14 protein-coding genes are annotated in these 13,300 nt (G+C 67.7%); 8 read left to right on the top strand and 6 right to left on the bottom strand.

Annotation, left to right across the window (positions count from 1 at the left end; all coding sequences use genetic code 11):
• Positions 1 to 50 precede the first annotated feature (50 nt).
• The 6 genes from mce to ABT313_RS30435 all read left to right on the top strand — a co-directional run bounded on the left by mce (position 51) and on the right by ABT313_RS30435 (position 6,988).
• On the top strand, positions 51 to 467 hold the full coding sequence (gene mce / locus ABT313_RS30410) for a methylmalonyl-CoA epimerase (RefSeq protein ID WP_350860892.1): 417 nt from the start codon (positions 51 to 53) through the stop codon (positions 465 to 467).
• A gap of 147 nt (positions 468 to 614) precedes the next feature.
• Positions 615 to 887, top strand: coding sequence for a hypothetical protein (locus ABT313_RS30415; RefSeq protein WP_350860894.1), 273 nt, complete (start codon positions 615 to 617; stop codon positions 885 to 887).
• 96 nt (positions 888 to 983) lie between these two features.
• The gene (locus ABT313_RS30420) at positions 984 to 1,895 is read left to right on the top strand and encodes an anti-sigma factor RsbA family regulatory protein (RefSeq protein ID WP_350860896.1); all 912 of its coding nucleotides are present in this window, start codon (positions 984 to 986) and stop codon (positions 1,893 to 1,895) included.
• A 141-nt stretch (positions 1,896 to 2,036) separates the two neighbouring features.
• Positions 2,037 to 3,368 (top strand): crotonyl-CoA carboxylase/reductase, encoded by a 1,332-nt coding sequence (ccrA, locus tag ABT313_RS30425; RefSeq protein ID WP_350860898.1) that lies wholly within the window; start codon positions 2,037 to 2,039, stop codon positions 3,366 to 3,368.
• A 114-nt stretch (positions 3,369 to 3,482) separates the two neighbouring features.
• On the top strand, positions 3,483 to 5,453 hold the full coding sequence (locus ABT313_RS30430; RefSeq protein ID WP_350860900.1) for a coiled-coil domain-containing protein: 1,971 nt from the start codon (positions 3,483 to 3,485) through the stop codon (positions 5,451 to 5,453).
• On the top strand, positions 5,450 to 6,988 hold the full coding sequence (locus ABT313_RS30435; protein WP_350860902.1) for an AI-2E family transporter: 1,539 nt from the start codon (positions 5,450 to 5,452) through the stop codon (positions 6,986 to 6,988). Before ABT313_RS30430 ends, ABT313_RS30435 begins: the two co-directional genes overlap by 4 nt.
• Before the next feature lie 328 nt (positions 6,989 to 7,316).
• Here the strand turns inward: ABT313_RS30435 and ABT313_RS30440 are convergent, their stop codons facing one another.
• The 3 genes from ABT313_RS30440 to ABT313_RS30450 are packed head-to-tail and all read right to left on the bottom strand — an operon-like array spanning position 7,317 to position 8,955.
• A complete protein-coding gene (locus ABT313_RS30440) occupies positions 7,317 to 7,940 on the bottom strand; it encodes a type II toxin-antitoxin system HicB family antitoxin (protein WP_350860904.1) in 624 nt (207 codons plus the stop codon).
• Positions 7,937 to 8,146 (bottom strand): type II toxin-antitoxin system HicA family toxin, encoded by a 210-nt coding sequence (locus tag ABT313_RS30445; RefSeq protein WP_350860906.1) that lies wholly within the window; start codon positions 8,144 to 8,146, stop codon positions 7,937 to 7,939. The genes ABT313_RS30440 and ABT313_RS30445 overlap by 4 nt, the downstream gene beginning before the upstream one ends.
• 53 nt (positions 8,147 to 8,199) lie before the next feature.
• Positions 8,200 to 8,955 carry a phytanoyl-CoA dioxygenase family protein gene (locus tag ABT313_RS30450; protein WP_350860908.1) on the bottom strand — a complete coding sequence of 252 codons (756 nt, stop codon included), beginning with the start codon at positions 8,953 to 8,955 and terminating at the stop codon, positions 8,200 to 8,202.
• A 91-nt stretch (positions 8,956 to 9,046) separates the two neighbouring features.
• Here ABT313_RS30450 and ABT313_RS30455 point away from each other — a divergent pair, with 91 nt between their 5' ends.
• Positions 9,047 to 9,790, top strand: a complete 744-nt coding sequence (locus tag ABT313_RS30455; protein ID WP_350860910.1) for a helix-turn-helix domain-containing protein — start codon at positions 9,047 to 9,049, stop codon at positions 9,788 to 9,790.
• Here the strand turns inward: ABT313_RS30455 and ABT313_RS30460 are convergent.
• Positions 9,758 to 10,273, bottom strand: coding sequence for a GNAT family N-acetyltransferase (locus ABT313_RS30460; RefSeq protein WP_350860912.1), 516 nt, complete (start codon positions 10,271 to 10,273; stop codon positions 9,758 to 9,760). The two genes, ABT313_RS30455 and ABT313_RS30460, sit on opposite strands and share 33 nt — an antisense overlap.
• Positions 10,274 to 10,283: 10 nt before the next feature.
• Positions 10,284 to 11,042 carry a carbohydrate deacetylase gene (locus ABT313_RS30465; RefSeq protein ID WP_350860914.1) on the bottom strand — a complete coding sequence of 253 codons (759 nt, stop codon included), beginning with the start codon at positions 11,040 to 11,042 and terminating at the stop codon, positions 10,284 to 10,286.
• Positions 11,043 to 11,361: 319 nt separating this feature from the next.
• On the opposite strand from ABT313_RS30465, the gene ABT313_RS30470 reads away from it, so the two are divergent.
• Positions 11,362 to 12,153 (top strand): hypothetical protein, encoded by a 792-nt coding sequence (locus ABT313_RS30470; RefSeq protein ID WP_350860916.1) that lies wholly within the window; start codon positions 11,362 to 11,364, stop codon positions 12,151 to 12,153.
• Positions 12,154 to 12,549: 396 nt separating this feature from the next.
• On the opposite strand, the gene ABT313_RS30475 is transcribed toward ABT313_RS30470, so the two are convergent.
• Complete coding sequence (locus tag ABT313_RS30475) at positions 12,550 to 13,290, bottom strand: PIG-L deacetylase family protein (protein ID WP_350860918.1); 741 nt, start codon at positions 13,288 to 13,290, stop codon at positions 12,550 to 12,552.
• Between the last annotated feature and the right edge of the window lie 10 nt (positions 13,291 to 13,300).

Here is a 13,300-nt window from a genome sequence, read left to right on the forward strand (position 1 = left end):
TGGGCCACTTTCGATGGCCTCTGCGACCGGGTTTGCGCCACCCTGGCGGGATGGATCAGCTGTTCGACGCGATCGACCATGTCGGCATCGCGGTCGCCGACTTCGACGAGGCCGTGCGGTACTACGCGGACGTGTTCGGCATGACGGTGGCGCACGAGGAGATCAACGAGGAACAGGGCGTCCGCGAGGCGATGCTGTCGGTCGGCGACTCGGGTTCGTCGATCCAGCTGCTGGCGCCGTTGTCGGACGCGTCGCCGATCGCGAAGTTCCTCGACCAGCGCGGCCCCGGCATCCAGCAACTCGCCTACCGCGTCACCAACCTCGACGCGGTCTCCGAAGTACTCCGCGCCCGCGGCGCCCGCCTCCTGTACGACGAACCCCGCCGCGGCACCGCCGGCTCCCGAGTCAACTTCATCCACCCGAAGTCCGCCGGCGGCGTCCTCATCGAACTGGTCGAGCCGGCCTGACAGCAGTCCGGGGTTTCCGGACTTCCGGCGTACGCGCAGAGCGACTCGGATCAGTCAGCGGCCGCGGTAGGCGGCTGCGTCGGTACGGCGTTCTCCGGGACGCTCGCGGCCGGTAAGGCGATCTGCAACGGGAACTACCTGGTGCGGATGCAGACCAACGGGGACCTGGTTCTGCGGGTGATCTCGACGGGTACGGCGTGCTGGACCAGCGGGACCGCGGTCGCGCCCGGCGGTGACACTTCGGCGACCTTCCACGGCGGTCCGGTCGGGGCGCCGTTCGTCACCATCGACAGCGTCTCGCAGGGCCGTCTGAAGCAGATCAACGGCGCCCACACCTATCTCCACCTGGGGACGAACGCCAACGTGAACACCCGCGGCGAGTTCTGGATCGGCTACAAGAAGATCGCCTTCTGCAAGTAGGAGCCGGATGGCTCTCAGTGTTACGGGTCGCCGACAGGGTGTGACGGCGCGCGCTGAGAGCCTGCCCGGTTGGGCCGGGCGGATTACTCTGTTCAGGTGCTGAAGGACAGCGCCACCGACTCCTTGCACGGTGCGCCGGCCGGGTTCAAGCACGACGCTTTCGTCCACGGAACGGACGAAGAGTTCGTGCTGCGCGCGGCTGCGTTCGTACGCGAGGGGCTGGCGGCGGGGGAAAAGATCGTGGCCGTGCTACCACCGGCGCGGACCGCCGTACTGCGTGCCGCCCTGGACTCGCAGTACTCCGAGGTGACCGTCGTCGACGCGACCGTTGCCGGGGGCAACCCTGCGCGACTGATCCCGTTCTGGCGCGGCATTCTCGAGCAGCAGCCCGGCCGCCCGGTGCGCGGTCTCGGCGAGGCCGCGTACCCGGGCCGCAGCGCCGCGGAGTACGACGAGGTCCTGCTGCACGAGGCGTTGAGCGACATCGCTTTCGCGGCGGACCGTTCGTTCCGGCTCTGCTGCGCGTACGACGCGTCGGTCGGCATCGACCCGACCGCGACCCACTCGGGCCATTCCGGCACAGAAGCCCTTGCGGACAAGGCGTTCCGGACACCGTTGAGCGACGTACCGGATCGTGCCGAGCGGTGGGAGTTCGGTCCGGACGAGCTCGGCCAGGTGCGGCAATGGGTCGGCGGGCAGGCCTCGTCGCACGGAGTGTCGCGGGACCGGCTCGAGGACCTTTCGCTGGCGTTGCACGAGATCTGCACGAACAGCATCCGGTTCGGCGGCGGCCGCGGCACGCTGGCGGTGTGGATCGCGGACCGGGCCTTGATCTGCGACGTGACCGACCGCGGCCGGATCGACGACCTGCTCGTCGGGCGCGTGCTGCCGCCGCTCGACGGACTCGGCGGGCGGGGTGTCTGGCTGGCGAACCAGCTCTGCGACCTGGTCCAGCTGCGATCCGGCGACGACTTCACCCAGGTCCGGTTGGCCACCCGGCTGCGCTAACCGACGGGTAAGACCACTGACAACGGTGGACTGATGAAGTGACGGTGGTCTCAACCGTCGCTCGCTGTGTTACAGGGCACAGCCAGGCGTGCATACTCAGCGGTAAGTTCCGCTCACCTGGCCCCGCTCCCGGAGGTAGACGTGAAGCAGATCCTCGAAGCGATTCTGTCCGGTGACACCGCTGCCGTCGGGGGGCTCGACGTACCCGACCACTACCGCGGGATCACGGTCCACGCCGACGAGGCGGGCATGTTCGAGGGTCTGGAGAGCAAGGAGAAGGATCCGCGCAAGAGCCTGCACCTGGACGACGTACCGACGCCGGAGCTCGGGCCGGGTGAGGCGCTGGTCGCGGTGATGGCGAGCGCGATCAACTACAACACCGTGTGGACCTCGATCTTCGAGCCGGTGTCGACGTTCTCGTTCCTGAAGCGGTACGGGAAGCTGTCGCCGCTGACCGCCCGTCACGACCTGCCGTACCACGTGGTCGGCTCCGACCTGGCCGGCGTCGTACTGCGGACCGGGCCTGGCGTGAACGCGTGGAAGCCGGGCGACGAGGTGGTCGCGCACTGCCTGTCGGTCGAGCTGGAGTCGCCGGACGGGCACAACGACACGATGCTCGACTCCGAGCAACGGATCTGGGGATTCGAGACGAACTTCGGCGGTCTCGCCGAGCTCGCGCTGGTCAAGTCGAACCAGCTGATGCCGAAGCCGGCCCACCTCACCTGGGAGGAGGCTGCGTCGCCGGGGCTGGTGAACAGCACGGCGTACCGGCAGTTGGTGTCGGCCAACGGCGCCAACATGAAGCAGGGCGACGTCGTACTGATCTGGGGCGCGTCCGGCGGGCTCGGTTCGTATGCGACGCAGTTCGCGCTGAACGGCGGAGCGATCCCGGTCTGCGTGGTGTCGTCGCCGGAGAAGGCGGAGATCTGCCGCGCGATGGGGGCGTCGCTGATCATCGACCGGTCGGCCGAGGGGTACAAGTTCTGGTCGGATCCGGTGACGCAGGACCAGAAGGAATGGAAGCGGTTCGGGGCGCGGATCCGCGAGCTGACCGGCGGGGACGACCCGGACATCGTGTTCGAGCACCCTGGCCGGGAGACGTTCGGGGCGTCGGTGTTCGTCGCGCGCAAGGGCGGGACGATCGTGACGTGCGCGTCGACATCGGGATTCATGCACGAGTACGACAACCGGTACCTGTGGATGAACCTGAAGCGAATCATCGGCTCGCATTTCGCGAATTACCGCGAGGCCTGGGAGGCGAACCGGCTGATCGCCCGCGGGATGGTGCATCCGACGGTCAGCAAGGTCTACGCGCTCGAGGAGACCGCGCAGGCGGCGTACGACGTGCACCGCAACCTGCACCAGGGCAAGGTCGGCGTCCTCACCCTCGCTCCTTCCGAAGGCCTCGGCGTCCGTGATCCGGAGTTGCGGGAGCGGCACCTGGCTGGAATTAATCGCTTCCGTAACAGGTAGGGCGGGTCTCCCGCCCTAGGTTGTCCACAGGGCTCGATTGGCTGGTTTCGGGTGGGTTCTGACAGGCTTATGGTGGGGGATTCACGCTGAGCCGCCAGAAGGGAATCTCGGGAGATGCCTGACGAGTCGAGCCTGCCGTTCTTCGACCGCACGGCGACCGCGGCCGGGGGCTTCCCGGTCAGCCGTCGTGGGTACGACAAACAGGCGGTGGACGACTATGTCCGCGCGCTGGAGATGCAACTCGTCCAGGCGCGAAACCGCGCCGACGAGCTCCAGCAGAGTGTCGCGCCGATGCAGCACCAGCTCGAAGAGACGCGCCGCCAGCTGGAGGCCAGCGCCAACCCGTCGTACGCCGGGCTCGGCGACCGGGCCGCGCAGATCCTCCGGCTCGCGCAGGACCAGGCGTCCGAGGCGCTCGAGGAGTCCAAGCGCGAGGCCGAGGAGCTGCGGGCGAACGCCGCCAAGGAGGCTTCCGCGGCCCGGGCGACCGGAGACCGCGAGGCCGAGGACATCCGCACCGTCGCGCTCAACGAGGCCGACAGCATGCGACGGACGGCGGAGGGCGACGCGGCGGAGGTCCGGCGGACGGCCGAGACCGAGGCTGCCGAGGTGCTGGACGCCGCCCGCCGGAAGGCGGAGACGCTGCAGCTGACCGCGGAGTCGCAGGCGAGCACGCTGAAGAACGGCGCGCTGCATGAGGCGGAGAAGATCCGCACCGCGATCCAGCGCGAGTCGGCGGCGCTGCGGGCCCGGCTGGCGGACGAGCGCGAACAGCAGGCCAAGGAGCTCGCCGACAAGCACCAGCAGATCGCGGCCGACACCGACAGCCTCACCACCCAGATGAAGGAGGCCGCCGAGGCGTCCGAGCGCCGGGTGGCCGAGGCGACCGAGCAGGCCCGCAAGATCCGCTCCGAGGCCGAGGAGTCGGCCGAGCGGACCCTGTCCCGCGCCCGCCGCGAGGCCGAGCAGCTGCTCACCACCGCGCGGACCCGCGCCGAGGCCGAGCTGGCGAACGCGGCCGACGAGGCGGAGCGGTCCCGGACCGTCGTCGCCCGCGAGACCGAGCGGCTCGCGAAGCGCCGCGACGGCATCCTCACCCAGATCGCCGGGCTCAACGAGATCGCCAGCAACATCGCACGGCAGGCGGCCGAGCTCGACTCCGAGACCGCGGCACCGGCGTACGTCAACCCTTTCGCCCGTCCGAACACCGGCCCCACCACTGGTGGAGCCGGCACCACCGGTAGCGCGGACGACCTGCTGGCGAGCCCGTTCAGCCCGGCCCCGGGTTCGGCGACCGGCAGCCCCTTCGCGGCCACCGAGCCGTCGGACGCCTCGTACACCCCCAGCGCACCGGACCTGGGCGATGGCCCGTACAGCTCCGGCGCGAAGGACTCGTCCGGCGCCACGTCGACCGCGGGCGCTCAGGAGTCGGCGGGCAGCCCGTTCGCGGCTGGCACGTCGACGTCGGCGGACCGGACGGCAGAGGACGCGGCCGACGGTGCGGCAGACCGTGCGGACAGTGGTGCGGAAGATGGTGTGGCGGACGCCGCGGCGTATGCCGCCGCGGACGCCTGGCTCGACGAGGCGGCGCGGGACGGATCGGCCGGATCGACGAGCGACGACAACCCGTTCCCGGGCGCGACGCCCGCGGCCGGCGGGTACGCGGGTGCGTCGGCGGGCGACGACGAGGACGGACCGTTTACCGGATCCAGCCCATTCGTCGGGATCGGTGCCGGGGACGCGCGCGTCGACGAGACCCGCATCGACACCGCGCTGCGCGTCGACCCGAAGGACGCGTCGGACCTGGCCGACAAGACGAGCAAGACCGCCGGCGGTCCGGCCGACTCGCCTGCTTCTTCGTCCAACGGCTCCGCGGTTGCTGCGGCGTCCGACGAGAACGACGACGAGCCGAAGGATTCGACCAAGGTGGACGAGTTCCGGCTCGATGACCTCGCCGGCGGGGACACTCGTGGCCAGACGCGGCCGGCCGCCTCGGTGAAGTCCTCCGGGGGTACGTCGTCCGCCGACGACGACACGACCGATGCGGCCACCTCGAGCGCGCGATCCCCGAAGGACAAGATGTGACGCCAGCCGGCGACGACACCTCCACAGCGACCGACCCGGACCTCGCGGAAGCCACTCGGGAAGCGAAGTCCGCCGCCGCCCAGGCCGAGGCCGCCGCCGAGAAGGCCGACGACTCGGCCGACGAGGCGGAAGCCGCTGCTGGACAAGCCGCCGGCTCTGCACGCGCCGCCGACACCTCCGCCGACCAGGCTGACTCGTCAGCCGACCAGGCACAGGAGTCCGCCGACAGAGCCGACTCGTCAGCCAACAAGGCCGACTCCTCCGCCGACGAAGCAGAGGAGTCAGCCGACAAGGCTGATTCTTCGGCCGACAAGGCCGGCTCGTCTGCCGGCAAGGCGGAGGAGTCGGCCGACAAGGCGGAGGAGTCGGCCGGGGAAGCTGACGATGCTGCCGACAAAGCCGCGGCGTCCGCGCAGGAGGCGGAGGACGCCGACGGCGACATCGCCGACGAGCTGCTGATCGAGGAGCGGCACCCGTCCGTCGGGATGGGCGTCCCCGGTCCGCCGCTGCGGCGCGGCAACCCGTTCACGTTCGGGTTCTTCGCGGCGCTCGGCGTACTCGTCGCCTGGGGTCTGTGGAACGCGGCCGGCCAGGCCCGTTCGGTGCTGATCCTGCTGCTGGTCTCGATGTTCATCGCCGTCGGCCTGAACCCGCTGGTCGAGTGGTTCATGCGCCGCGGCCTGAAGCGCGGCCTGTCCGTCGGCGTGGTGTTCCTGCTGATGATCCTCGCGGTCGTCGGCGTCGGGTTCGCGATCGTGCCGGTAGTCACGGATCAGATCGACAGCCTGATCAAGAACGCGCCGGGCTACCTCGACCTGCTGCAGAAGTCGAAGACGCTCAACCAGCTGGACGACAAGTACCACTTCATCCAGAAGGCCCAGGACTACATCCAGGACCCGGCGCTGGCGCAGCGCGCGTTCGGCGGCATCCTCGGTGTCGGCAAGGTGGTCGCGAACGCGCTGTTCAACACGTTCACGATCCTGGTCCTGACCCTGTACTTCCTCGCGTCGCTGCCGTCGGTCAAGCGCGCGGCGTACAGCCTGGTCCCCCGCACCCGACGTCCCCGCGTCTCGATCCTCGGCGACGAGGTCCTCGGCCGCGTCGGCGGCTACGTCAGCGGCCAGTTCCTGGTCGCGTTGTGCGCCGGCGTCTCGATGTTCATCTTCCTGGAGATCATCGGCCTGCGCGACTACGCCGTGGCGCTGGCGATCGTGGTGATGTTCTGCGACTTCATCCCGATGGTCGGCGGCCTGATCGGCGTCGTCGTAGTCGCCCTCATCGGCTTCACCGGCGGCCTCTGGACCGGCCTCGGCTGCCTGATCTACGGCATCATCTACCAGCAGTTCGAGAACTACTTCGTAGCCCCCCGCATCATGCGCCGCGCCGTAGACATCCCCGGCGCCGTAACCGTCATAGCCGCCCTCCTCGGCGGCGCCCTCCTCGGCGTAGTAGGCGCCCTCCTAGCCATCCCCTCCGCCGCCGCCATCCTCCTAATAATCCGAGAAGTCTGGGTCCGCAAAGCCGACGCCTCCTAGTACCGCCAACAGCCCCGCGCGGCGCAGCTCGTCAGGGCTACCGAGCCGTTTCCGCCTGACGAGGTGAGCGGAGACGGCATCGGTCAGGTGCCGCGCGACCAGAGAAGTTGGTCAAGAACCAAACGGGAAATGCCAAGCTCGGACGCGGCAGCTTCGGCTGCGACCAGCAGCGCGTGCTCATCTCGGGGGACAAGAAACCCGAGCTTGACGAGCTCACGATGGACCCGCAGGTCCGGCTTGAGGGCATCCGCGCCACACCGCATTCGCAGGTACGCAAAGAGCGCGGGCCCGATCCCGCTGACCGAACCGACGTAAGACCCTCCGAACATCACGCCGGGCGGCTGGCCGCGGCAGTCTGCTTGGCTGCTCGAGCTCTGGAACCGGGAGCCTTCCGGCGCTGATGATCGCTTTCATGCGATGTCGGCGGTTGTGCCGCCACCTTCTTGGATCGCCGTCTCTTCGGTCCGGTTACCTCGACGATTCTGAGTGCTCGGCCGTCGGGGAGGTTGATGACTAGGTCGTGGGCGAACTCTTGCTGGGCCTTTTGTTTCGCGTTTGTCGAGTCGCCTGCAGCTGCCTGCACCAGTTGGGAGACGCGTTGGTGGGAGATGCCGAGGACGCTGCTGACGTCTCGCACCGGGACGCTTGCGTCGGTCAGCGTGGACGCGACTTCGCGGGTGAGTTCGCCGACCAGCGCCTCGAGGTCCTTCGCGCGGCGGCGGAGGCCGTCGACCAGGATCTTCGCCTGCAGTAAGTCCTGGCCGTCGGCCGCGATGCCGGAGACCTCGACCGCCACCCGCGAGAGCGGAACGTCGGTCGTCACCGCGATGTACTCGCGGGCCATCTGCTCTACCTCGTCCAGCCGACGGGCCTGGGTCAGTCCGTCGAGCTCAGGGATCGCCACCATCCACCAGCGGCCGTCCCGCTCAACCGTCACGTCGTAGGTCTTCACTGGCCTGTCCCCTCACATTCAGCGAGTGCCTTGCCGGCCTTGCGCACAACGCCCGGCGAGATCACCCGATGGCCGTCCGGCAACGCGAACGTGTGCTGACCACACGAGCACTCATACAGGCTCTGCGACCCTTCCGTCCTGACCTGCCGCCAACCAGCGTCCTTGAACGCCTTCACGACCTTCCGTGTCGGCTGCTCACTGACCATGCATCTTAGTCTAGGAAGCTAGACAGTTTCAAGGCAAATCACATAGACAGAACTCAGCTCGTGACGGCGAGGATGAAGTGTTGGGCGGGGGTTAGGCGTTTGTAGGTTTCGAGGCGGATGTAGGACTGCTGGTCGAGTTGCTGGGGTAGGTGGCGTTGGGTGTAGTAGGAGTGGAGGGCTCGGCGGGGGGATTGGGTTTGGTTGTGGGTGCCGCCGTGCCAGAGGTGGCTGTTGAAGATGACGACGGTGCCGGCTTTGCCGGTGAGTTGGATCTGGTCGGGGTGGGGGTCGGCCGGGTCGGGCATCTCGTCGGCGGGCAGGGTGCCGCGGCGGTGGGAGCCGGGGACCACGCGGGTGGCGCCGTTCTCGGGGGTGAAGTCGTCGAGGAGCCAGATCGAGTTGCAGACCTCGTACTCACCGGGCTGGACGGGATGCCCGGAGTCCGCGTGGAGCGCCTGGTGACCTTCGCCGGGTAGCGCGGCGCGGCTGTTGAGGGACGACAGTTTGAACTCCCCGAGCACGTGCTGCATCGCGGCCAGCACTCGCGGATGGCTGAAACAGACCTCGAACTTCTCGTCCTTGTTGACCAGGTCCGCGAGCCGGTCCGTGCCCTTCTCCTGATGTACTTCGAGGCCGGCGCGATCCCCCTCGGCCGCGGTCAGCTCCGCCAGCCGCTTGTTCAGCGCCGACACCTCCGCAACGGTCAGGATCCCCTCCAGCGGCAGGAATCCGTCCCGGTCGAGCTGGTCCTTCTCGGCCTGCGTGAGTACGTCGCCGGTCACGCCGAGATCCCGCAAAGCAGTCGTCATATCCATCACGGTCGTCCTTCCCAAGATGCACGAATCGATGCCAGCATCAGTCCGACGCCCCCAGGAAACAATGCAGAAGGCGACAGGGCTTATGCACAAATCGCTACGGCTCCTCGGCGCCGGCGTACACACCGCCGCGCCCGGCAAGGACTACCCGCTGCACGCACACACCTCGTGGGAGCTCGTGTACTACGTCCGCGGCCGCATCACCTGCCCCGTCGGCGAGGAGACGTACGCCGCGACGCCCGGCACCGTACTGCTGACTCCGCCGAGCACCTGGCATGCCGAACAGAGCCGCACCGGGTACGCCAACCGCTTCCTCCAGGTCGACGCCGCGGCGACCCACCCCTGGCCCCGCCTCTGCTACGACGACGCCGACCACACCCTCGGCCGGGTCTTCGACGCTCTCGTACGCGAGAACAACGAGGAGCTCCGCGCACTCCTCCTGTCCGAGCTGGACCTCCGCCTACGCCGCTCAGCCAGCGCCCCGCCGACAACCCCGGCCGAGCAACTGGTCATCGAAGCAGAACGCATCTTCGAAGAGCGTTTCGCCAGCGGGTTGAGGATCGCAACCGTCGCCGCCGACCTCGGCATCTCCCAGTCCGGCCTCCGCGCCGCGTTCACCCGCCTCCGCGGTACCAGCCCTCAAGCCGCGCTCCAAGCGGTCCGCCTACGCCACGCCCTCGCGCACATCCGCAACTCGACACTCCCGCTGCAAGCGATCGCGGACCTCACCGGGTACCACTCCGTCAGCCACCTGACCCGCCACATCAAGGCGGCGACCGGCTCGCCGCCGGGTGCGCTACGCAGTACCGAGTTCGTCCTTGAGCAGTGAGCCGATCCACGCGTCGACGCGTTCCCCGCGATGCACCAGCCGCCGGCGCAACTGCCCCTCCATCACGAAGCCGGCCTTCTCGGCGACGCGACGAGAGGCGTGATTGCCGATCTCCGCGCGCCACTCGATGAGCTCCAGGCCCTTCGTCTCGAAGGCCCATCGGCAGACCGCTCGCACGGCCGCCGGCGCAACACCCCGGCCCCGAGCGGCCGGGGCAGTCCAGTAGCCGACCTCCGCCGTACCGTCTCCGCGGAAGCCGAGCCCGACGCGCGCGAGCCGCTCGCCGGCCTCCTCGACCACGAACTCGGCGCGCTGGTCGTTCCCGATGGCGAGATGCTCCACGAAATACTGCGCATGCTCCATCAGGTACGGCGAGGGCACGCCGACGTACTGCTGCAGCGTGGCGTCCTGCGACACCTCGTACACCCACGAGACGTCCGCCATCGTGAACGGCCGCAGCAGCAGCCGGCCTGCCCTGATCACGAGAAGCTGCTCACGAGAACGCGGCGCTGACCGTCGTGAGCTCGATGCCGCGTTCCTCGATCGCCTTGCGGATCTCGGGATCCGTGACGAGCTCCTGGTCGGACAGCCGGTACTCCTCGGCCCAGCGATACGTGTACGACCCGGGCTTGTGCAGCGCTCCGAGCTCAGGCTCCGCAGCCGCGCAGTGCGTGACCAGCAGATGCACACCCGGCGTCAGCTTGTCGAGGTACTCGAGCAGCCAAGCCCGCTTCACGTCCGCGTCCCGATCGCTCAACGTCTCGATCGACGCGAACCGCTGCGACTCGGCCTCGCTGTAGATGAACGGCTTCCCGGCTGCCTTCGACACCTCGTCGTACGCCGCGGGCGTCGCCGACTGACCCATGTGTACGTCGAGGTACTCGATCTCCAGCCCCTCCGCCGCGAACTTCGCGACCTGTGCCGTCAGCTCACGCACCGCGTCCTCAGGAGTCACCGACGCCTGCGCCTCGGCCACCGATCGCAGGAACGTCCCATCCTCTCCCACCAACGACGCCCCGTCCGTCAACGGCCGCCAGCGCAGGAAGTCCCACTCGCATGTCAACGTCTGATGCACCCCCAACGGAATCCCGAACTCCCGCGCCAACGCCGCCGCCTCGGTGAACCAAGGACAAGCCGCCATCGTCGACACCTGCGTCAGAATCCCGTCCCGGAACGCCGCCACGGTCCCCACATTGACCGCATGACACATCCCGAAGTCGTCCCCCTGCACAACCAACCGAACCTCAGCCACGCCTACTCCCACCATCAGCCGACAGAACCACTACGACCGTACTTCCTGCAGGAAGTCACCACCGACGGTCTCGCATGTCGCCCACAGGGCAAGACCGGCGGCGACCACGTCCGAGAGCGATCACGGCGGGTCGCCACAGTCCAGCCGGTCAAAGGAAGAAAGACTCTGAACTGCGTTTTCGAAGATCCGAGGCTCATTGGTGTTGGTGGCGGGTGGATGCTTCTAGCTTGCGTAGGCCACCGTGTGCGGCCCGGCTGCTCTGGGGGCAGAAGCGACAGTGGGGCGTAACGATCCCTCGGCACCCGTCGATGATCTCGGTATGACAACGAGGCCGAAGCTAGACGAGGCCGAGGCGACGCGTGACCTTGTCAGGATCTTGGACGACGTCGTTGAGGTCCAGAAAATACTCGACGACATGGAATCGAGACAATTCGATGTGCAGCATCGCAGCTCTCTCGCTGCAGACGACGCAAAGGCCGATCCGTACCAGGTATCGCATGCACTGACCCAACAGATCGGGGTGGCAGTCGACCACATGCATGCCATTCATGCTCTGGTGCGCGACGCGGGCGCTCTCCACAACGGGGCGCCGTTTTCCCTCGCCCGCCCGGCGTTGGAGGCAACGGCAACCGCGATCTGGATGCTCGCACCGGCGTCACGGTCAACCAGAGTCACGCGCAGGCTCTCGCTGGCCGCCAAGGACGCACGGGATGGCGACACCATGGCAAGCGAGGTAGGCGCACACGCTGCGACTCCACTCGCAGATCGACTAGCGAAGATGCAGCGGATATCAGTCGCGGCAGGTGGTCCGCCGACGCTTCCTCCTTTTATCATCACCGAGGTCGTCAAAGAGGCTTCCAAGGTCGCCGACAACCGGTTCCTACCCCTGGCCGCTTGGCGTAGTTGCGCGGGCTTCGCGCATGGTCGGTCATGGGCAGCGCTCGCTTTCCTGGAGAAGGAAGAATTTCCGACCCATGATCCCGAAGTAGTGCGGCTTAGGCTAACGAACACACTCATGAAGGTGTGGTGGGTCACCAAGGCGTGCCATGTTCTCTTGACCAAAGCGGTGGAGCTTTACAAGCAACGCCGTACCAGCCAATTGGATCATTGATTCGAACGGCGACCTGAATGTTCACTTCCTGACGCAGCAGCTTGCTGGAGCAGTTGCGCCTGCTGTCTGCGCGGTTCCCGGTGGGGACGAGGGAGCCGTCGACCAACTCGGTGGTCTCGTCGCAATCGAGACCGCCTGACACGCTGCGTCGCGAAGTCAAACACGCGGCCGACCGGAGAGGCCAGCCACCACTCTGAATCTTTTCTCCGCTTTCTCTCAATCTCTTCCCTGAAGCCTCATCGGAGACTTCTAAATAGCCCTCCTTCTTTCCTTCCCTTTCCTCCCTCCTTCTTTCCTTCCCTTTCCTCCCTCCTTCCCTTTCCTCCCCTTTCCCTTCTCCTTCCCTTTCTCTCTCTTCCCGTTCTTCCCTTTCCCTTCCTTTCCCAGTTCTTAGTTCTACGGGCCGGCGAGTTTGGTGATCTCGGGGGTCTGGTTGGTGTGGAAGGCGCAGGCTCGGGGGTAGGAGGCCAGGCAGCCTCGGGTGGTCATGAGGGCGGTGTAGTAGTCGATATAGCGGAAGCCGTAGGTTTCGCCGCGGGCGAAGGCCTGGTGGCGGATGGCGGAGACCCAGCGGTAGAAGGCCTCGTCGGGGATGGGGACGTAGAGGGACGGGGTGAAGCCCTCCATGTCCTCCCAGTTCTCGGCGTGCAGGAAGCTGCGGACGCCGTGCCGCGGGAGGTCGGCGAGCTTGGCGACCAGCTCCGGGTACGGCGTGGCGAAGTCGTCGGTCGGGTCGATCGGCAGGCCCGCCAGGAAGCGGGCGCGCTCGGCCAGGAGTGCGGCGTTCTCGTGGTCGCTGTGGATCGAGTGTTTCCAGTGGGCGATGATCGTGTCCGGCTGCTTCTCACGGATGATCCGGGCCAGCTCCAGCGCCACGTCGTCGCTCGCGGACAGGAACCCGTCGCTCTGGTCGAAGACCACGAAATCCGCGCCGATCGCGTCCGCGAACGCTGTACCCTCGGCGATCTTCTGCTTCTTGTACTCCGTCGGGGTCAGCCGCGGGTGACCGCGTTCGCCCGGCGTCAGCGCGACGATCGTGGCCGACGCGCCCTCCAGGACCAGCTTGGCCAGTGTCGGCCCGGCGGTCAGGTCCATGTCGCCGATGTGCGCCCCGATGGCGAGCACGTTTCTGTTCACAAGGATCTCC

The organism is Kribbella sp. NPDC000426, from assembly GCF_040300265.1.
Lineage (GTDB): Bacteria > Actinomycetota > Actinomycetes > Propionibacteriales > Kribbellaceae > Kribbella.

Coding starts and splice junctions, on each gene's coding strand:
- ABT313_RS30445 (WP_350860906.1), bottom strand. CDS start 8,146: ATGGTCAGTGAGCAGCCGACACGGAAGGTCGTGAAGGCGTTCAAGGAC.
- ABT313_RS30430 (WP_350860900.1), top strand. CDS start 3,483: ATGCCTGACGAGTCGAGCCTGCCGTTCTTCGACCGCACGGCGACCGCG.
- ABT313_RS30455 (WP_350860910.1), top strand. CDS start 9,047: ATGCACAAATCGCTACGGCTCCTCGGCGCCGGCGTACACACCGCCGCG.
- ABT313_RS30450 (WP_350860908.1), bottom strand. CDS start 8,955: ATGACGACTGCTTTGCGGGATCTCGGCGTGACCGGCGACGTACTCACG.
- mce (WP_350860892.1), top strand. CDS start 51: ATGGATCAGCTGTTCGACGCGATCGACCATGTCGGCATCGCGGTCGCC.
- ABT313_RS30415 (WP_350860894.1), top strand. CDS start 615: ATGCAGACCAACGGGGACCTGGTTCTGCGGGTGATCTCGACGGGTACG.
- ABT313_RS30470 (WP_350860916.1), top strand. CDS start 11,362: ATGACAACGAGGCCGAAGCTAGACGAGGCCGAGGCGACGCGTGACCTT.